Below are 20,465 nucleotides of genomic sequence, written 5' to 3'. Positions count from 1 at the left end.
GAGGTTGAGTAACGGGTACGGCCGTCCGAGATCGTCCACTTCTGTACGTCCCGTCACGTTAAATCCCATCTTCTTATAGAATCCAACTGCCTGCTCATTCTGTTCGTTAACGTTGGTTGTTAGCGTTGAACTCATTGATAAAGCATGTTCAATCAGCAACTTACCCACACCACTCCCACGCACATCCGGATCGACAAACAACGCATCTATATGCTTATCGGTAAGGAGCATGAAGGCGACGGGCTCATCCTGTTCTGTCACTGCAACCCATAGAGGGGCTTCAGGTAAAAATGAACGTACCAGCTCCTCCAGCTCAATCCGATAATCCGCAGAGAGGAAATGGTGTGTGGCATCTACTGAACGACACCAAATAGAAACTAACTTATCTCCTTCGTCCTGACGCGAACGACGAATGGTAATGGTCATAGCATTCTCCTTTTTTTCTTTACTCCACTATTCTACAGCAAGGAGCCGTGAAACTTTCTCAACTTGAGGATGCAGGCTCGACATTCGCATAATTCCTGGGTATCTTCAGCTATCTGGATGTCTAAACGTTTAAGCGTATGTAGTGAGGTTATCAGGTTATGCCAATTCGCGTGCAGGACGAGCTACCCGCCGTCAATTTCTTGCGTGAGGAAAACGTCTTCGTGATGACGACATCCCGCGCTTCCGGTCAGGAAATTCGTCCACTGAAGGTGCTCATCCTCAACCTGATGCCCAAGAAGATTGAAACGGAAAACCAGTTTCTGCGTTTACTCTCTAACTCACCGCTGCAGGTAGATGTTCAGCTATTGCGCATCGATGCCCGCGAGTCACGCAACACCCCAACGGAGCATCTGAATAACTTTTACTGTAATTTCGAGGATATCTGCGATCAGAACTTTGACGGACTGATTGTGACCGGCGCGCCGTTGGGCCTGGTTGAATTTAATGATGTGGCTTACTGGCCGCAGATTAAACAAGTGCTTGAATGGGCGAAAGATCATGTTACATCGACGCTATTTGTCTGTTGGGCGGTGCAAGCCGCGTTGAATATCCTGTACGGAATTCCCAAGCAAACCCGCACGGATAAGCTCTCAGGCGTCTATGAGCACCATATTCTTCACCCTCATGCGCTGCTGACGCGTGGATTTGATGATGCGTTCCTGGCCCCGCATTCGCGCTATGCCGATTTCCCTGCTGCGCTTATCCGCGACTACACCGATCTCGAGATTTTTGCTGAAACCGAAGAGGGAGATGCTTACCTGTTTGCCAGCAAAGATAAACGTATTGCCTTCGTGACGGGTCATCCTGAGTATGACGATCACACACTCGGCAGCGAATATTTTCGTGACGTCGAAGCGGGCTTAACGCCGGAAGTTCCCTATAACTATTTCCCGAAAGATGACCCACAAAACAAACCGCGGGCAACCTGGCGTAGCCACGGCAATCTGTTGTTCACCAACTGGCTCAACTATTACGTCTACCAGATCACGCCATATGATCTGCGTCACATGAATCCAACGCTGGATTAATCTTCTGTAGCAGACGATCCTTAAGCGTTTCAGCATGTTGAATCAGGCACCTTCGGGTGCCTTTTTTATTTCCGAAACGCACCTCATCATGTAATTAAATTTAATTTATATTGTTATCAATAAGTTAATTGATAATTAAATTAAAAATGGAAATTGTTTTTGATTTTGAAATTTAAATGAGTAGTCTTAGTTGTGCTGAACGAAAACCGCACAACGATCCTTCGTTCGCATTGGGGATGTGTTTGGATCAATGACGAGGAACTACGCAATGAATCAACAGGCAACGACAACCGATGAACTGGTCTTTACCAGGCCGGGCGGCGAACAGGAGCAACAAATTCTGACCGCTGAAGCGATAGAGTTTCTTACCGAGCTGGTGACAAGATTTACGCCAAAGCGGAATAAACTTCTGGCTGCGCGTATCCAGCAGCAGCAGGATATTGATGACGGTAAGTTGCCTGATTTTATTTCGGAAACGGCTTCCATTCGTGAGGGTGACTGGAAGATCCGCGGAATTCCTGATGATTTACTGGATCGCCGCGTAGAGATTACCGGACCGGTTGAGCGCAAGATGGTCATCAACGCGCTGAACGCGAACGTCAAAGTCTTTATGGCTGATTTTGAAGATTCGCTGGCTCCTGAGTGGAGCAAAGTTATCGACGGGCAGATCAACCTGCGCGATGCGGTCAATGGCACCATTAGCTATACCAATGAAGCGGGTAAAATTTATCAGCTCAAACCCAATCCGGCTCTGTTGGTGTGTCGTGTTCGTGGTCTGCACCTGCCGGAAAAACACGTCACCTGGCGTGGCGAATCCATCCCAGGCAGCTTGTTCGACTTTGCCCTCTATTTCTTCCACAACTACAAAACGTTGCTGGCGAAAGGCAGCGGCCCTTATTTCTATCTGCCAAAAACACAGGCCTGGCAAGAAGCGGCATGGTGGAGCGAAGTGTTCAGCTATGCAGAGGACCGCTTTAACCTGCCGCGCGGCACCATTAAAGCGACCCTGTTGATTGAAACGCTGCCGGCTGTTTTCCAGATGGACGAAATTCTGCACGCCCTGCGTGACCACATTGTGGGCCTGAACTGCGGTCGCTGGGACTACATTTTTAGCTATATCAAAACGCTGAAGAACCACCCGGATCGCGTGCTGCCGGACCGTCAGGTGGTGACGATGGATAAGCCATTCCTCAGCGCCTATTCGCGTCTGCTGATTAAAACCTGTCATAAACGCGGCGCGTTCGCGATGGGCGGCATGGCGGCGTTCATTCCCAGCAAAGATGCGGAACGTAACAACCAGGTTCTGACCAAGGTAAAAGCGGACAAAGCGCTGGAAGCGAATAACGGTCATGACGGCACATGGATTGCCCATCCGGGACTGGCAGATACCGCTATGGCGGTGTTCAACGACGTACTCGGTGAAAACAAAAATCAGCTATTCGTGACCCGTGAAGAAGATGCGCCGATTACCGCAGAACAACTGCTGGCACCTTGTGAAGGTGAGCGTACTGAAGAAGGCATGCGCGCCAATATCCGTGTCGCGGTGCAGTACATCGAAGCGTGGATCTCCGGTAACGGCTGCGTACCGATTTACGGTCTGATGGAAGATGCGGCCACCGCCGAAATCTCCCGTACCTCCATCTGGCAGTGGATCCACCACCAGAAGACGCTCAGCAACGGTAAGCCGGTTACCAAACCGCTGTTCCGTCAGATGCTGGCCGAAGAGATGTTGGTGATTCAGGACGAACTGGGCGAGCACCGCTACAGCAGCGGGCGTTTTGACGATGCCGCGCGCCTGATGGAACAAATCACCACATCAGATGACTTAATCGACTTCCTCACCCTGCCAGGTTACCGCCTGCTGGCGTAATCCACCACATAACAATATGGAGCATCTGCACATGAAAACCCGTACTCAACAAATCGAAGAATTACAGAAAGAATGGACTCAACCGCGCTGGGAAGGCATCACCCGTCCATATAGCGCGGAGGAAGTGGTGAAATTACGTGGCTCGGTCAACCCGGAATGTACGCTGGCGCAGCTTGGCGCGGCAAAAATGTGGCGTCTGCTGCACGGCGAATCGAAGAAAGGTTATATCAACAGCCTCGGCGCGCTGACTGGCGGTCAGGCGCTGCAACAGGCTAAAGCCGGTATTGAAGCGGTCTACCTTTCAGGTTGGCAGGTGGCGGCAGATGCCAACCTGGCATCCAGCATGTATCCAGACCAATCGCTGTATCCGGCGAACTCGGTCCCGGCAGTGGTGGACAGGATCAACAACACATTCCGTCGCGCCGATCAGATCCAATGGTCAACCGGTATTGAGCCGAACGATCCGCGCTATGTCGATTACTTCCTGCCGATTGTTGCCGATGCGGAAGCTGGGTTTGGTGGCGTACTGAACGCGTTTGAACTGATGAAATCGATGATTGAGGCTGGTGCAGCGGCCGTTCACTTCGAAGATCAGCTCGCATCGGTGAAAAAATGTGGTCACATGGGCGGCAAAGTGCTGGTTCCGACTCAGGAAGCTATCCAGAAACTGGTGGCCGCCCGTCTGGCAGCAGACGTCATGGGTGTTCCGACGCTGGTGATTGCGCGTACTGATGCTGACGCAGCCGATCTCATTACGTCTGATTGCGACCCTTACGACAGCGAGTTCATCACCGGCGAACGTACCAGCGAAGGGTTCTACCGTACGCATGCGGGCATTGAGCAGGCGATCAGTCGTGGCCTGGCCTACGCACCGTATGCGGATCTGGTGTGGTGTGAAACTTCCACGCCGGACCTCGAACTGGCGAAGCGCTTTGCCGATGCGATTCACGCGAAATTCCCAGGCAAACTGCTGGCCTACAACTGTTCGCCGTCGTTTAACTGGCAGAAAAACCTGGACGACAAAACCATTGCCAGCTTCCAGCAGCAGCTGTCGGATATGGGTTACAAATACCAGTTCATTACCCTGGCGGGCATCCACAGCATGTGGTTCAACATGTTCGACCTCGCGCATTCCTATGCGCAGGGCGAAGGCATGCGCCACTATGTTGAGAAGGTTCAGCAGCCAGAATTTGCGGCGGCTAAAGACGGTTACACCTTCGTATCCCATCAGCAGGAAGTGGGTACAGGCTACTTCGATAAAGTCACCACCATCATTCAGGGCGGTACTTCCTCGGTGACCGCGCTGACCGGCTCGACCGAAGAATCGCAGTTTTGATTAATGCCCGGTGGCGCTGCGCTTACCGGGCCTACGAAGGGATGTAGGCCGGATAAGCGAACGCGCCATCCGGCATGACGTTGTGCCGGATGGGAGAAATCGATGACGCGTGGCCTGGAATTACTGATTGCTCAGACTATCTTGCAAGGTTTCGACGCCCAGTACGGGCGTTTTCTGGAAGTCACCTCCGGCGCGCAGCAGCGTTTTGAACATGCCGACTGGCATGCGGTTCAGCAGGCGATGAAAAGCCGTATTCACCTTTACGATCATCACGTGGGTCTGGTGGTGGAGCAGCTGCGCTGCATTACTGACGGTAAAAGTACCGACGCGGATTTTTTACTTCGCGTGAAAGAGCATTACACCCGGCTACTGCCGGATTACCCACGCTTCGAGATTGCGGAGAGTTTCTTTAACTCCGTCTACTGCCGGTTATTTGACCACCGCTCGCTGACTCCCGAGCGGCTGTTTATTTTCAGTTCTCAGCCAGAGCGCCGTTTTCGCACGATCCCACGTCCGCTGGCGAAAGACTTCTTTCCTGATACCGGCTGGGAGTGGCTGCTTACGCGCGTTCTCGGCGATCTGCCCCTGCGCCTACCGTGGCAGAACAAACATCGTGATATCCACTTCATCATCGAACACCTGACCGAAACCCTGGGAGCGGATGTGTTGCTGGGCTGCCATTTACAGGTGGCGAACGAACTGTTTTATCGCAACAAGGCCGCCTGGCTGGTCGGTAAGTTGATTACCCCTTCCGGGACGCTGCCGTTTTTATTGCCAATCCACCGGACTGACGAAGGCGAACTGTTTGTCGATACCTGTCTGACCACGACAGCGGAGGCGAGCATTGTGTTTGGCTTCGCCCGCTCCTATTTTATGGTGTACGCTCCGTTGCCTGCGGCGCTGGTGGAGTGGCTGCGCGAGATCCTGCCCGGAAAAACCACCGCCGAACTGTACATGGCGATTGGCTGTCAGAAACACGCGAAGACCGAAAGTTACCGCGAGTATCTGCTCTATCTTGCCCATTGCGATGAGCATTTTATCGAAGCGCCGGGTATTCGCGGCATGGTGATGCTGGTGTTTACCCTGCCGGGCTTTGACCGGGTGTTTAAAATCATCAAAGACAAATTTGCCCCGCAAAAAGAGATGTCTGCCGCCCACGTCCGCGCCTGCTATCAGCTGGTCAAAGAGCACGATCGTGTTGGGCGAATGGCTGACACTCAGGAGTTCGAGAACTTTGTGCTGGATAAACGGCAAATCGATCCGGCGCTGATGGCGCTGTTATTGCAGGAAGCCCCGGAAAAAATTACCGATCTCGGCGATCAGATTGTCATTCGCCATCTGTATATCGAACGACGGATGGTGCCGCTGAATATCTGGCTGGAGCAGGTCGAAGGCCAGCAGCTGCGCGATGCCATTGAAGAGTACGGCAACGCGATTCGCCAACTGGCTGCCGCCAATATTTTCCCCGGCGATATGCTGTTTAAGAACTTCGGCGTGACCCGCCACGGGCGCGTGGTGTTCTACGACTACGATGAAATATGCTACATGACGGAGGTGAATTTCCGCCATATCCCGCCGCCACGCTACCCGGAAGATGAGATGAGCGCTGAGCCTTGGTACAGCGTATCGCCGGGAGATGTCTTCCCGGAAGAGTTTCGTCACTGGCTTTGTGCCGACCCGCGTATCGGGCCGCTATTTGAAGAGATGCACGCTGACCTGTTCAGCGCTGACTACTGGCGCGGCCTACAGACGCGCATCAAAAACGGTCACGTGGAAGATGTTTACGCCTACCGGCGTCGGCAACGGTTCAGCGTACGTTATGAAACCGACCGTAGGCCGGATAAGGCGCTTGCGCCGCCATCCGGCAATGTGCGCCGTGCCTGATGCGCTACGCTTATCAGGCCTACAAATCTGCACTAACCCTGGACAGTAGGCCGGATAAGGCGTAGCCGCCACCCGGCAATCCCATCTTAGCGAATCCCGCCATACGCCAGCGTCACTTCTTTCGCCGCTTTGATCGCCATAGCGCCAAACTCGGTCACGCGATCGTCGGTAATGCGCGAAATGGGTCCGGAAATGGAAATAGCGGCGAACGGCTCGCGGTGCTCGTCATAAATGCATGACGCCACGCAGCGCAGGCCCAGCGCATGTTCCTCATCATCAAAGGAATAGCCGCGCTTGCGCGTCTGGGCCAAATCCTCTTTCAGATGCACCGGCGACACCAGCGTGGCGTGGGTGTAAGCGTGCAGGCCTTTACGGTGTAGCAGGCCAGTCACCTGTTCTTCGCTCAGTTGGGATAAAAACGCCTTACCCGCGCCGGAAGCGTGCATCGGCAGTTTGCCGCCGATAGGCGCGGACATGCGCATCAGCTGGGTGCACTGCACCTGGTCGATAATAATGGCCTGATGGTCGCTTTGATCCAGCACGGCCAGGTTTACCGTCTCACCGGAGTCCTCCATCAGCTTGCGCAGGATCGGGTGGACAATCGCCAGCAAATTACGGCTTTGTAAAAAGCTGCTGCCGACGATAAACGCATGTGCACCGACGGCCCAGTGTCCTAAGTCACCGACCTGGCGGACAAAACCCTGCTGCTGCATGGTGGTCAATAAACGGTGAGTCGTGGAATTTGGCAGGCCAGCCTGCTGTGCCAGTTCGGTTAGCGCCACGCTGCCGTTGGATTCCGCAATCCACTCCAGTAGCTTCAGGCCGCGGGTCAGAGACTGAACCTGCCCGGTTGCAGGCGCAGTAGCAGCGGCGGGTTTTCTACCGCGTTTCGCGGGGATTGTGGCAACCATGGCGGACTCCTTTTCTGTATCGTGGAAATCATTTTCGTTTTATTCAATTATAATGCAAGAATTCCTGTACTGATCGGATGAGTGAAGCTGAACATGTCTCATGTTGGCCGTTGTTCCCTTTTCCACCTCTCAGGTTTGTGCCAGTATGGCCTGTTGAGTTTTTTTCGGTCTGGTTGAGCGTTGTCGGGAGCGAGTGTGAGCAGCAAAGTAGAACAATTACGTCAGCAGTTAAATGAACGTATTCTGGTGCTGGACGGCGGTATGGGCACCATGATCCAGGGATATCGTCTGAGCGAAGAGGATTTCCGCGGCGAACGCTTTGCCGACTGGCCGTGCGATCTGAAAGGCAACAACGACCTGTTGGTGCTCAGCAAACCGGAGGTGATCGCCGCGATCCATAACGCCTACTTTGAGGCGGGCGCGGATATCATCGAAACCAACACCTTTAACTCCACGACTATCGCCATGGCGGATTACCAGATGGAATCCCTGTCGGCGGAAATCAACTTTACGGCAGCTAAACTGGCGCGTGCGGCGGCAGACGAATGGACTGCGCGCACGCCGGAAAAACCGCGCTATGTCGCGGGTGTGCTCGGCCCAACCAACCGTACGGCGTCTATCTCGCCTGACGTTAACGACCCGGCTTACCGCAACATTACCTTTGATCAACTGGTGGCCGCCTACCGTGAATCTACCAAAGCGCTGGTGGAAGGCGGCAGTGACCTGATCCTGATTGAAACCGTCTTCGATACCCTGAACGCCAAAGCCGCTATTTTTGCGGTGAAAACCGAATTCGAAGCGCTGGGCGTTGAGCTGCCGATTATGCTCTCCGGCACCATCACCGATGCTTCCGGGCGTACGCTTTCCGGCCAGACTACCGAAGCATTCTATAACTCCTTGCGCCACGCGGATGCGCTGACTTTCGGCCTGAACTGCGCCTTAGGTCCGGACGAGCTGCGCCAGTACGTGCAGGAACTGTCGCGCATTGCCGAATGCTACGTGACCGCGCACCCGAATGCCGGTTTACCAAACGCCTTTGGCGAATACGATCTCGACGCCGACACCATGGCGGCACAAATCCGCGAGTGGGCGCAGGCGGGCTTTCTCAACGTGGTCGGCGGCTGCTGCGGCACCACGCCGGAACACATCGCCGCCATGAGCCGCGCGGTGGATGGCTTGCCGCCGCGCCGTTTGCCGGAAATCCCGGTTGCCTGCCGCCTGTCCGGCCTTGAACCGCTGAACATCGGCGACGACAGCCTGTTTGTGAACGTCGGCGAGCGCACCAACGTCACCGGTTCGGCGAAATTTAAACGCCTGATCAAAGAAGAGAAATACAGCGAAGCGCTGGATGTCGCCCGCCAGCAGGTGGAAAGCGGCGCGCAGATTATCGATATCAACATGGATGAGGGGATGCTCGACGCCGAAGCGGCAATGGTGCGTTTCCTCAACCTGATCGCCGGTGAACCGGATATCGCCCGCGTACCGATCATGATCGACTCCTCGAAATGGGACGTTATCGAGAAAGGGCTGAAGTGCATTCAGGGTAAAGGCATCGTTAACTCCATCTCGATGAAAGAGGGGGTTGAGACCTTTATTCATCACGCGAAGCTTCTGCGTCGCTACGGTGCCGCGGTGGTGGTGATGGCTTTTGACGAGCAGGGGCAGGCCGACACCCGCGCGCGTAAAATCGAGATCTGCCGTCGGGCGTACAAAATTCTTACCGAAGAAGTGGGCTTCCCGCCGGAAGACATTATCTTTGACCCGAACATCTTTGCCGTCGCGACCGGTATTGATGAGCACAACAACTACGCGCAGGACTTTATCGGCGCCTGTGAGGACATCAAACGCGAACTGCCGCATGCGCTGATCTCCGGCGGTGTTTCAAACGTTTCATTCTCGTTTCGCGGCAACGACCCGGTACGTGAAGCTATTCACGCGGTATTCCTCTACTACGCCATTCGCAACGGTATGGACATGGGGATCGTCAACGCCGGACAGTTGGCGATTTATGACGACCTGCCCGCCGAGCTGCGCGATGCGGTTGAAGACGTGATCCTTAACCGCCGTGACGATGGCACCGAACGACTGCTGGAGCTGGCTGAGAAATATCGCGGCAGTAAAACCGACGACACGGCGAATGCCCAGATGGCGGAATGGCGCACCTGGGACGTGAAAAAGCGCCTCGAATACTCGCTGGTGAAAGGCATTACCGAGTTTATTGAGCTGGATACCGAAGAAGCGCGCCAGCAAGCTGCGCGTCCGATCGAGGTTATTGAAGGACCGCTGATGGACGGCATGAACGTGGTCGGCGACCTGTTCGGCGAGGGAAAAATGTTCCTGCCGCAGGTGGTGAAATCCGCTCGCGTGATGAAGCAGGCGGTGGCCTACCTCGAACCGTACATTGAGGCCAGCAAAGAGAAAGGTTCCAGCAACGGCAAGATGGTCATCGCGACCGTGAAGGGCGATGTGCACGATATCGGCAAAAACATTGTTGGCGTGGTGCTGCAATGTAACAACTACGAAATCGTCGATCTTGGCGTGATGGTGCCCGCGGAGAAAATCCTCAGAACGGCGCGAGAAGTGAATGCCGATCTGATTGGCCTTTCCGGGCTGATTACCCCGTCGCTGGACGAAATGGTCAACGTGGCGAAAGAGATGGAGCGTCAGGGCTTCACCATCCCACTGCTGATTGGCGGTGCGACCACCTCGAAAGCACACACCGCGGTGAAAATTGAGCAGAACTACAGTGGCCCGACGGTTTACGTGCAAAACGCCTCGCGTACCGTTGGCGTCGTGGCTGCGCTGCTCTCAGACACCCAGCGTGATGACTTTGTCGCCCGTACGCGTAAAGAGTACGAAACCGTGCGTATTCAGCATGCGCGTAAGAAACCGCGTACCCCGCCGGTAACGTTACAGGTCGCTCGCGACAACGATCTGGCCTTCGACTGGGAAAACTACACGCCGCCGGTGGCGCACCGCCTCGGCGTGCAGGAAGTGGAAGCCAGCATCGAAACCCTGCGCAATTACATCGACTGGACGCCGTTCTTTATGACCTGGTCGTTGGCCGGGAAATATCCGCGCATTCTTGAAGATGAGGTGGTAGGAGAAGAGGCGAAGCGCCTGTTCAAAGATGCCAACGACATGCTGGATAAACTCAGCGCTGAGAAGACCCTGAATCCGCGCGGCGTGGTGGGTTTATTCCCGGCCAATCGCGTGGGTGACGACATCGAGATTTACCGTGACGAGACGCGTACGCATGTCATCAACGTGAGTCATCACCTGCGCCAGCAGACGGAAAAAGTCGGTTTCGCCAACTATTGCCTGTCTGACTTTGTCGCGCCGAAACTGAGCGGCAAAGCGGATTACATCGGTGCTTTCGCGGTTACCGGCGGTCTGGAGGAAGATGCGCTGGCGGACGCCTTTGAAGCCCAGCATGACGACTACAACAAGATCATGGTGAAAGCGATCGCTGACCGTCTGGCGGAAGCATTCGCGGAGTATCTGCATGAGCGCGTGCGTAAAGTTTACTGGGGCTATGCGGCGAATGAGAATCTCAGTAACGAGGAACTTATCCGCGAAAACTACCAGGGGATTCGCCCGGCGCCGGGCTATCCGGCGTGCCCGGAACACACTGAAAAGGCCACCATTTGGGAACTGCTGGACGTGGAAGCGCACACCGGGATGAAGCTCACTGAATCATTTGCGATGTGGCCAGGCGCGTCGGTCTCCGGCTGGTATTTCAGTCATCCGGACAGCAAGTACTACGCCGTGGCGCAAATCCAGCGCGATCAGGTTGAAGATTATGCCTTCCGTAAAGGCATGAGCGTGGCGGAAGTCGAACGTTGGTTAGCGCCAAACCTCGGCTACGACGCTGATTGATTCACAAAACTGTCATCTTTATTTACAACAAACAGGGCACTCATTGAGTGCCCTGTCTCTTTATTACGTTTAAACCCTTATACTGAAAGAAGGCTTCGGCCTCAGGAACATATAACGATAAGGAGTACCTGATTCCGTGTTAACTCTGTTACACCTGCTTTCTGCCGTCGCGATGCTGGTTTGGGGTACGCATATTGTGCGTACCGGCGTGATGCGTGTCTTTGGCGCCCGCTTGCGTACCGTCCTCAGCCGTAGTGTTGAAAAGAAGCCGCTCGCCTTTTGTGCGGGTATCGGCGTGACGGCGCTGGTGCAAAGCAGCAACGCCACCACCATGCTGGTCACTTCGTTTGTCGCGCAAGATCTCGTGGCGCTCACCCCTGCGCTGGTGATTGTACTCGGCGCCGACGTGGGGACCGCGCTGATGGCGCGTATCCTGACTTTCGACCTCTCCTGGCTGTCGCCACTGCTGATTTTTATCGGCGTGATCTTCTTTCTCGGACGTAAGCAGTCCCGCGTGGGGCAACTGGGGCGGGTTGGTATTGGGCTGGGATTGATTTTACTGGCGTTGGAGCTGATTGTGCAGGCAGTAACGCCGATCACCCAGGCGAATGGTGTGCAGGTTATTTTCGCCTCGCTCACCGGCGATATCATGCTGGATGCGCTGATTGGCGCCATGTTTGCGATTATCAGTTACTCCAGCCTGGCGGCGGTGCTGCTGACGGCCACACTGACCGCCGCAGGCATTATCTCGTTCCCGGTGGCGTTGTGTCTGGTGATTGGCGCCAACCTCGGCTCTGGCCTGCTGGCGATGTTGAATAACAGCGCCGCGAACGCCGCCGCCCGCCGAGTGGCGCTCGGCAGTCTGTTGTTTAAGCTGGTGGGGAGCCTGATTATCCTGCCGTTTGTTCATCCGCTGGCTAATCTGATGGATGAACTGCCGCTGGCGAAATCTGAACTGGTTATCTACTTCCACGTCTTCTACAACCTGGTGCGCTGCGTGGCGATGGTGCCGTTCGCCGAACCGATGGCGCGTTTTTGTAAGCGCATCATCCGCGATGAGCCAGAACTTGATGCGCATCTGAAGCCCAAACATCTGGACGTTAGCGCGCTGGATACGCCGACGCTCGCTTTGGCTAATGCCGCCCGTGAAGCTTTGCGCATTGGCGACGCGATGGAGCAGATGATGGACGGGCTGAAGAAGGTGATGCACGGCGAGCCGCGGGAAGAGAAAGAGCTGCGCAGGATGGCGGACGACATTAACGTGCTATACACGGCCATTAAGCTCTATCTGGCGCGGATGCCAAAGGATGAGCTGGCGGAAGAGGAATCACGCCGTTGGGCGGAGATTATCGAAATGTCGCTCAACCTCGAGCAGGCTTCCGATATTGTCGAACGTATGGGCAGCGAGATAGCCGATAAGTCGCTGGCCGCCCGCCGGGCATTCTCTGTCGAAGGGCTAAAAGAACTGGATGCGCTCTACGATCAGTTGCTCAGCAATCTGCAACTGGCAATGTCGGTGTTCTTCTCAGGTGATGTGACCAGCGCCCGCCGTCTGCGCCGCAGCAAGCACCGCTTCCGTATTCTCAACCGTCGTTATTCGCATGCGCACGTTGACCGTTTGCATCAGCAGAACGTGCAGAGCATCGAGACCAGCTCGTTGCACCTGGCGCTGTTGGGCGATATGCAGCGTCTGAACTCGCTGTTTTGTTCAGTGGCTTACAGCGTGCTGGAACAGCCGGATGAAGACGATGAGCGGGATGATTATTGAGTGAGGTGAAGCGGTAGGCCGGATAAGGCATTTATGCCGCCATCCGGCAATGCTGTCGTCTACCATATAGGCCGGATAAGGCGAAGCCGCCATCCGGCATCAGACAATAAATCAACTAAAAGCAGTGGCCTGCTTCAACGGCAACCGCCTCTTCACCCGCTTTAAAGATATACGTGGTGTTCGGGCCGCCGAGCACGGACTTACCGTTACTCACCTTAATCCAGTTACCTTCCGGCAAGCCAATTACCGTCAGCTCTGGCGCCACAACCAGCAGCTCGCGAATACGCTGTTCACGCGTTTCTCCTTTGTGGCCTTCCGGCAGCGCGTTGGTGAAATGTGGGTTAATCTGCAGCGGGAACAGACCCAGGGCATCAAAGCCTTTTGGATCGACAATCGGCATGTCGTTGGTGGTGCGGATGGTCTGGCAGGCAAGGTTGGAACCCGCGCTCCAGCCGATATACAGCGCACCGCGTTTGACGACATCCACAATCGGCGCCAGCAGTCCGCGTTCGCGGCTTTCTTTCAGTAACTGGAAGGTATTACCCCCGCCGACAATCACCAGCTCTGCATTTTCAATAGCGGCAATCGGATCGACAACGGTATGAATACCCGTAACGTTGACGCCCATTGGCGCAAAGATGGCTGCCGTTTTCGCCGTGTACTCATCCCAGGTTTGCGTCACGCCAGCGAACGGAATAAACACCGCCGTACGGCGACCATTCAGTTGTTCAGCAATCAGCGGCAGCGCATGTTCCATCCAACCTTTGCCCGGCAGCGTCGAGTTACTCAATAAAAGCAGTTCCATCATTTCTCCATGTAATCAGAAAATTACCAACCGCAGTCATGTTACCACCGTCAGTATAACGCCTCACTGATATGGCTCACGATGTTGGAAGGGGGACAGAAGCTGTGGCTATTTTTTAAGTGTAAATCCAATACCGAGCGCCTTCATCACAGCCAGCGTGGTTTTCAGCGTCGGGTTTCCTTTCTCACTAAAAGAGCGATAAAGCTGCTCGCGGGATAATCCCGTTTCTGCCGCAATGTTCGCCATTCCCTTAGCGCGAGCCACCACGCCCAGTGCTTTTGCAATGTACGTTGCATCGCCTGTTTCGAGGGCATCGGCCATAAACACGGCAATTTCTTCATCATCAACCAGCGCAGTGGCGGGATCGTACTGAGTAAGTTTATTCATGGCGGAAGATCTCCTGATAATTCAGTGAACAGGCGAGCATTTTTGCAAGAGTAATATCGTTGGCTTGTGAGCTTTTATCGCCCCCACATAACAAAATGATGATGCGGCAGCCTTGCTGTTTAAAGTAAATCCTGTAACCAGGACCGTATGAAATGCGCATTTCGCTGACGCCTTCTCCAACAGGTTTAACATCACCAGCTAAACCATTCGCTAAACGAAAAAGGCGTGTAGCAATGAGCGTTTTAGCTCTCCTGTCCCGTAGGTTGTGCTCCCAACGCTGGAAAACCATTGTCTGAAGAATTTCCATGATGACGTTCCATGTATTTTATAAACTACATTATGAATTGACAAGTTGAGACTAGAGAGTAAAAAAATGGGGAGTAAGGGGAAATGCTTGCTGGAGGAAGCAGGAAAGTGTCTCGCAATAATACGTAGTTTATCAGGACGCTGCGGTTGATACGAGAAACGATAACGGGGGAGAGGGGCTGCTTTGTGCCAATAGAGGACATTGTTATCATCTATCTGCATCAATCAGTGGGGGCAAGTCATATCAACTTCCAAAACATTCAAATTCTTTACGCAAAAAAAATGTTGATTTCTTGTCAATTAATTCCATAATGAAATTAATATATGAAAATCATTAGAAATCTTAACGTTAGGTGGTTAATATGGCATCAGATAACTGGAATAAAATAGATGATTTCACATTGGACAGTGAGCTTTACTACTGCGCGTTTTTAGATGTTCTAGGATATAAAAATAAATCTGATGAATTCTTTGATGGGCGATTTAATCTGCGTGGAAGGTATGAAAGAGCTCTGACTTCATCTTTGGAATTATTGGAAAATGTTACCGTTCGTGGCTTTACAGATACAAGCAGACTAGAAGTGAGGTTTTTCTCTGATAGTATCATCATAACGCACCCTAAAAATACAAATAAAGAAACTTCTTTTTTTAATATATTATTTTTATGCCAAGTATTGTCTGCACATCTAAGCTTTGAAGGTTTGTTCATTCGAGGCGGGATTTCCCAAGGTCAACACATTGAAAAAACTAATAAAAAACACAATTTCTCATTTTTATCCTCTAAAGCGCTCGAGAAAGCTTACATGCTTGAATCTACAAAGTCAGTTTATCCTAGAATATTAATTGACGATGATATTATTCCAGATGTGAGCGGACACAACCTCACTATGATTGTTAAAAACGCTTCTAGCTACATAGTGCATTTTTCTCCTCATATTATAAATAGAGAAGGGAATAATCAGTCAGACGTGAAGCTTGAAATGGAGGATATATATAAGATTTATGAATCAGTAACTACCCAAAGAGTTAAAGATAAATACAAGTGGTTGCTCTGTTATTACTATTGGTCGTTATCAACAATACCAGGGGTAAATATGGATGAATTTGAAAAATTTAAAGTCGGTAATGTTTGTGATTTTGAAATGATGTCCTCTGGTTATTTTTCCCATCAATAAGTATGTCGAAGATAATCCGGCTTCTTTGAGAAAGCCTCTTTGAGAAAGTAAGTCGCATTGAACCTCGAGAAATAGCATCATATGGAAATAGTCAGAATAATTTGAAAAGCACTATGTTGTTTGGCAAACCCTCATGACAGCACTCAGCAATGCACCGGGCATGTCCGCTCACAGCCAAAAGCAGAAGTTGGAATGCCGGAGACTCTCTTATAGTGGATCGGTAGTTTTGTAGGGATGATAACGCTGACATTAAGATGTTAATGGGATACGCTCAATTTGCACCGGGTCGTCTCAACGAAGCCATCCACTTTACCCCTCTTAACAATATGGATTGAATGACGTTATGGAAAATAAATACAAGCATGACAAAGCGTCGCTGGCAGACTGATATAGAGGGGTTAGTCTTGAAGTTATACGCAAGTTAAGGCTAAACTGGAAGAACAAGTTTTGGTTACTGCGCTCCTCATAAGTCAGTTAACTTTGTTCACACAGTGCCAACTTTATGAACTTTCGAAGAGAAGAAATTAATCTCTAATCTCAAAAATCACAAGGTTCTTAATAACAAGAATGGTATAAATATGGAATTACTAAATTCGATTGATTGGTATCTAACGAAAATAAATAATGCGCAGACAGCATTACTTGAAACCCCACCGCCCGCAAATATTGAACACCTAAGATTTAATCATGGCGTTTACATTGAGTCTATATTTTCACTAATAGATTACATGAAAGATAATAATAATTGTATACAGGAAGATATCAAAATAACAATAGGCAGTAACCTTTTTTATTTTAGGACGCTAAGGAATTCAATTGTACACCGTGGATTTGATCTTAGCACTAGAGGCACCGTCGTTAATGGAAATACACGAGTATTAACGCCAGACAATGTTGTCGACAAGGGAGTGTTACTCCCAACACCTGTAGAGCCGTTGCTATTAAAAGCAACAATGCAACTGGATATCGTAATGAGATCAATGCTAATCCTAAAGCTCAACAGTCTTGGAGCTTTAGATGAAAAAGAAATAGATGAGGATGTTGAATTTAAAAAGCATTGTTCATTGATAGAAAATGATAATTACATACCTTTATTCGTAAAAGAGATGTATATGAAAAACATTGAAGAAATAAAGAGAAGTTTGAATTTTACAGAAATAAATAGAGATAGAATCAATAAGTTAAAAGATAAATTATCACCAGTCAATACATTAATGTCGTTTTCAAAAATATAAAGTGTCATATAAATAATATTAAAAACACGCATATGATGGCTGCTTGGAGATTAACTGATAATATGCGAACATCTTCTTCTCAATCAATTAGTAAGTACTCCTAATCGAGTGTGGGCAGCCCAATTGTTAAACCAGTGGCGATTTAACTGCGAACTTCCGTTTTTCGCTCTAAACAGACCTTCAGAAAAGCGATATAAAGTACTGCCTCTTACACTTCGATCCCTTTCTGTTTCAGCTCTTTTCTAATCACTCGTTTAATCCAGGCTGCCAACGATTCATCGCCATCCTGCCGTTGTGCTTCTTCCATCGCTTTGCGCAGTTCCGGATCCAGACGGAATTGAAACGGGGGATTGCCTCTTCTTTCGTTCATGTGTGTTGACACCTTAATTACATAAGAGTAGTGTGAGTATGTGTGATGACACATTACTCTCACACACCAAAAATGACAACGCCCCGAAAGTGCGGGAACACGATCAGGGCGTCTTACCACAACATTATACGAGGTAATGCTATGGCTGATGCTAATAGTACCACTAACGCCTGTTTTGCGTCTTCTTCTCTCATTTCACAGGCCGATCTGCTTTATTTTCCACTCGCCGAGGCGTTTCGCCATCTTGATTGTAGCCATCTCACCACCGAAGAAAATCTGGCGCTATCGTTTGGCTGTGAAGAGGCGCTGGCAGGGTTGTACCAGACGCTGAATTTTATGGGCGAAAGCCTGCTGACCATGGCGGGTGAAGGTCAGGAACATTTTGAGTATGAGAGCATATGCCAGTTAGGACACAGTCTGGTAAACATCAGCCAGTTGATTCCCGCGTTGGCGCAGTTGGAAGTGAAAGCTGACCAGCAGCTGTTTGCTCGCGATCCCCTCAACTAATCTGGAAAACGCCTCGCAGACTTCTTCTTCGGGGCGTGACAGACCTGTGCAACCATCTTAGTGTGACATGATGATTTGCCGGCCGGGAACAGGAAATGCTCGCTTATTACGCACACCTTAGGTGTGTCATGCGTACTGCTATGGGGGTTATCATGCGCACAGTGTTTAAGGTAAAAAATCAGTCAATGTCTCTCTGACTCCAGAGATCCTGGAAGAGGCGCGCAAGCTTAAAATCAATCTGTCAGCGGTTTTAACCGAAGCCCTAATCGAAAAATTTCGCGAGAACAAACGCGAAGAATGGTTGCTGGATAATAAAAAATCGATAGAAGCATTAAATCAATGGGTGGAAGAAAACGGTTCGTTCAGTGATTTTCAAAGGACATTCTGATTAATGGCTATTAGAGCGCCCATCCCTGGCGCTCTGTTCCTGCTTTTTACCCCGCCCGCGCAAATTCCGCCGCTTCGGCGATTAGCGCGTCATCCGGGCGTACGCCGGTGTACATGGCGAACTGCTCCACGGCCTGTAAGGCAATCACCTCTGCACCGCTGATGGTCTTTTTACCTAATTGCTGTGCCAGTTTGATTACCGGTGTTTCCGGCGGCAGGGCGACGACGTCAAACACCACGCTGGCGGCAGCGACCATTGCTTCGCTGTAGGCCAGTTCATCGCTCTCTTTACCGCCAGCCATGCCGACGGGCGTCACGTTGACCAGAATATCGCAGGTAATCCCTTCCGGCTGAGGCTGCCACTGGAAACCGTACTGTTTTGCCAGCGCCGGGCCGCTCTCACGATTGCGGGCGGCGACGATCACATCGCGAAAACCGGCATCGCGAAACGCGGCGATAACCGCTTTACCCATTCCACCGCTGCCGCGGATCATGACGCGTGCGTGGGTATCAAGCTGGTGGCTGGCAATCAGGCTTTTTATCGCAATGTAGTCGGTGTTAAATCCTGTCAGCTTACCGTTGTCATTGACGATGGTGTTGACAGAGTCAATGACTTTTGCGGAAGGATCGATGGCATCCAGAAACGGCATGCAGCTCTCTTTAAACGGCATCGATACCGCGCAGCCGCGGATGCCTAGCGCGCGAACGCCTTTCACCGCGGCCTCAATATCCTGCGTGGTAAAGGCTTTGTAGATAAAATTTAACCCCAACTTTTCATACAGATAGTTGTGAAAACGTGTGCCGAAGTTGCCGGGGCGGCCGGCAAGCGACATGCACAACTGGGTGTCGCGGTTAATCATGTTAAATTTCCTCGGCGTGAGACAATATGTACTGTTCGGCTTCCTGCGACCAAATCCCCTGATGGCGCTCCAGGATGTCACGCAGGGCTGAATCATCAATCTGGGTGAGCGCGGTTAACGGAAAGGCTTTGCCGGTGTAGACCAGTTTTTTCCCGCCACCGACTTTTGGCAGTTCCAGCGTTGTCTCACCAGCCGCATTCAGCCCCAGAATGTGCGTCACCACTTTTGCGGCCTGAACCTTCTTCTCTTCGATCAGTTTTACCGCCGTGCGCATATCGTCGGTATTGCCGCCAGATGTCCCAACATAATGGGTAAAGGCGTAGTGCACGTCGTAGAAGTTAATCGGCGCGCTAAACTGCTTATCCTGCGGACCCGCAAAGAAGTTCATGCAGCCATCGGCAGCCAGCAGGGAAGAGGCCAGCGTGACCAGCTCTTCGTTGGGTACAAATACAAAGATGTCGTCAAACCCATGGCCGCCGCTCAATGCCATCAATGTGTCATAAGCTGCATCCTGGGCGTGAAGGTAGTGGATCAACGTTTGTGGCTCTGACGGATAGTGCTTGCGGGCGTAGCTCAACTTGTCGTTATTGGTGTCGGTCACTACCAGCAGCGCCGGGTTAACCGGACCATGCAGCGCGTAGTCGATCGCCAGTAGTCCCATTGGCCCAGTGCCGCCGAGGATTAACGTACGCCCCTGCGGACGAATGCCCATCTTATGGTTATAAGTGCCTTCCTGCAGGTGATAGTTGGCGTTGAATGCGCCAATCACGCAGGACAGTGGCTCAACCAATGAACCTTCAAAATAGGTTTCGCCTTCGTAAGCCAACAAGCAGTCCTGCTCCATGACTTCATCAGGAATGATGACGTGCGTGGCTTCACCGCCCACCCATGGGAAGGAGTAGCCGGGACAGTCCGGGCGATCCGGCAGTTGCAGGTTAGCCTGAATGACATAGCGTTGGCCGGGCTGAAACTTGTGCTGCCATTTTTTCCCCACGGCAATAATATCGCCGCAGAACTCGTGGCCGATAATGATTGGATTGGTGGCCACATCATTTGGCACCTTTTTGTGGTTCTCACCCTGATTAGCCTCTTTCCAGGAAGAAAGGCAAAGGCTGTCGGTTACGACGGAAGCAAGAATTTCATCATCCTGCATTTCAGGAAGATCGAAGGTTTCCAGGCGCAGATCGCGTTTACCATAAAGGCGTAAAGCTGTTGTTGTTTGCATTGTTACCACCTCTTCCTCTTTCGAGGACAATTTGTTGAAGTAGCCC

17 protein-coding genes and 1 pseudogene are annotated in these 20,465 nt (G+C 51.8%); 10 read left to right on the top strand and 8 right to left on the bottom strand.

Annotated features, from left to right (window positions below; translation table 11 throughout):
• Positions 1-426 (bottom strand): acetyltransferase (locus OGV94_RS13310; protein WP_286513414.1); only part of this gene is annotated, 426 nt, incomplete at its 3' end.
• A gap of 158 nt (positions 427-584) precedes the next feature.
• On the opposite strand from OGV94_RS13310, the gene metA reads away from it, so the two are divergent.
• The 4 genes from metA to aceK all read left to right on the top strand — a co-directional run bounded on the left by metA (position 585) and on the right by aceK (position 6,604).
• On the top strand, positions 585-1,514 hold the full coding sequence (metA, locus tag OGV94_RS13305) for a homoserine O-acetyltransferase MetA (protein ID WP_043018036.1): 930 nt from the start codon (positions 585-587) through the stop codon (positions 1,512-1,514).
• 268 nt (positions 1,515-1,782) lie between these two features.
• Positions 1,783-3,384, top strand: coding sequence for a malate synthase A (gene aceB / locus OGV94_RS13300; protein ID WP_286523541.1), 1,602 nt, complete (start codon positions 1,783-1,785; stop codon positions 3,382-3,384).
• A gap of 31 nt (positions 3,385-3,415) precedes the next feature.
• A complete protein-coding gene (aceA, locus tag OGV94_RS13295; protein ID WP_016155323.1) occupies positions 3,416-4,720 on the top strand; it encodes an isocitrate lyase in 1,305 nt (434 codons plus the stop codon).
• A gap of 102 nt (positions 4,721-4,822) precedes the next feature.
• The gene (gene aceK / locus OGV94_RS13290; protein ID WP_286523540.1) at positions 4,823-6,604 is read left to right on the top strand and encodes a bifunctional isocitrate dehydrogenase kinase/phosphatase; all 1,782 of its coding nucleotides are present in this window, start codon (positions 4,823-4,825) and stop codon (positions 6,602-6,604) included.
• A gap of 86 nt (positions 6,605-6,690) precedes the next feature.
• Here aceK and iclR read toward each other — a convergent pair whose 3' ends face one another.
• Entirely contained in the window at positions 6,691-7,515 is an 825-nt protein-coding gene (gene iclR, locus OGV94_RS13285; RefSeq protein WP_043018039.1) for a glyoxylate bypass operon transcriptional repressor IclR, read from the bottom strand.
• 195 nt (positions 7,516-7,710) lie between these two features.
• Between iclR and metH the strand changes: the two genes are divergently transcribed.
• Together metH and OGV94_RS13275 are read left to right on the top strand one after the other, a co-directional pair.
• Positions 7,711-11,394 carry a methionine synthase gene (gene metH / locus OGV94_RS13280; RefSeq protein WP_043018040.1) on the top strand — a complete coding sequence of 1,228 codons (3,684 nt, stop codon included), beginning with the start codon at positions 7,711-7,713 and terminating at the stop codon, positions 11,392-11,394.
• A gap of 136 nt (positions 11,395-11,530) precedes the next feature.
• Positions 11,531-13,162, top strand: a complete 1,632-nt coding sequence (locus OGV94_RS13275) for a Na/Pi cotransporter family protein (protein WP_047407292.1) — start codon at positions 11,531-11,533, stop codon at positions 13,160-13,162.
• 115 nt (positions 13,163-13,277) lie between these two features.
• Here the strand turns inward: OGV94_RS13275 and pepE are convergent, their stop codons facing one another.
• The 3 genes from pepE to OGV94_RS13260 form a co-directional block, all read right to left on the bottom strand.
• The gene (pepE, locus tag OGV94_RS13270; RefSeq protein WP_087052823.1) at positions 13,278-13,967 is read right to left on the bottom strand and encodes a dipeptidase PepE; all 690 of its coding nucleotides are present in this window, start codon (positions 13,965-13,967) and stop codon (positions 13,278-13,280) included.
• 108 nt (positions 13,968-14,075) lie between these two features.
• Complete coding sequence (locus OGV94_RS13265) at positions 14,076-14,354, bottom strand: addiction module antidote protein (RefSeq protein WP_100193830.1); 279 nt, start codon at positions 14,352-14,354, stop codon at positions 14,076-14,078.
• Complete coding sequence (locus tag OGV94_RS13260; protein WP_100193831.1) at positions 14,347-14,664, bottom strand: type II toxin-antitoxin system RelE/ParE family toxin; 318 nt, start codon at positions 14,662-14,664, stop codon at positions 14,347-14,349. The genes OGV94_RS13265 and OGV94_RS13260 overlap by 8 nt, the downstream gene beginning before the upstream one ends.
• A gap of 358 nt (positions 14,665-15,022) precedes the next feature.
• Between OGV94_RS13260 and OGV94_RS13255 the strand changes: the two genes are divergently transcribed.
• Entirely contained in the window at positions 15,023-15,835 is an 813-nt protein-coding gene (locus OGV94_RS13255; RefSeq protein ID WP_286523538.1) for a hypothetical protein, read from the top strand.
• 578 nt (positions 15,836-16,413) lie between these two features.
• Positions 16,414-17,070, top strand: coding sequence for a hypothetical protein (locus OGV94_RS13250; protein WP_286523536.1), 657 nt, complete (start codon positions 16,414-16,416; stop codon positions 17,068-17,070).
• Positions 17,071-17,278: 208 nt separating this feature from the next.
• On the opposite strand, the gene OGV94_RS13245 is transcribed toward OGV94_RS13250, so the two are convergent.
• Positions 17,279-17,440, bottom strand: a complete 162-nt coding sequence (locus tag OGV94_RS13245; protein ID WP_003841416.1) for a phage protein — start codon at positions 17,438-17,440, stop codon at positions 17,279-17,281.
• Between the two features lie 141 nt (positions 17,441-17,581).
• Between OGV94_RS13245 and OGV94_RS13240 the strand changes: the two genes are divergently transcribed.
• Together OGV94_RS13240 and OGV94_RS13235 are read left to right on the top strand one after the other, a co-directional pair.
• A complete protein-coding gene (locus OGV94_RS13240) occupies positions 17,582-17,947 on the top strand; it encodes a hypothetical protein (protein WP_200001592.1) in 366 nt (121 codons plus the stop codon).
• Between the two features lie 95 nt (positions 17,948-18,042).
• Positions 18,043-18,335 (top strand): annotated as a pseudogene (locus OGV94_RS13235) (type II toxin-antitoxin system CcdA family antitoxin).
• Positions 18,336-18,381: 46 nt separating this feature from the next.
• Here the strand turns inward: OGV94_RS13235 and OGV94_RS13230 are convergent.
• Together OGV94_RS13230 and sorE are read right to left on the bottom strand one after the other, a co-directional pair.
• The gene (locus tag OGV94_RS13230) at positions 18,382-19,194 is read right to left on the bottom strand and encodes a shikimate 5-dehydrogenase (RefSeq protein WP_221922857.1); all 813 of its coding nucleotides are present in this window, start codon (positions 19,192-19,194) and stop codon (positions 18,382-18,384) included.
• 1 nt (position 19,195) lies between these two features.
• Positions 19,196-20,419, bottom strand: coding sequence for an L-sorbose 1-phosphate reductase (sorE, locus tag OGV94_RS13225; protein WP_221922856.1), 1,224 nt, complete (start codon positions 20,417-20,419; stop codon positions 19,196-19,198).
• Positions 20,420-20,465: the final 46 nt, after the last annotated feature.

This window comes from Citrobacter sp. Ce006, assembly GCF_030336535.1.
GTDB classification, from domain to species: domain Bacteria; phylum Pseudomonadota; class Gammaproteobacteria; order Enterobacterales; family Enterobacteriaceae; genus Citrobacter; species Citrobacter europaeus.
This window is presented reverse-complemented; position numbering and strand designations above follow the sequence as displayed.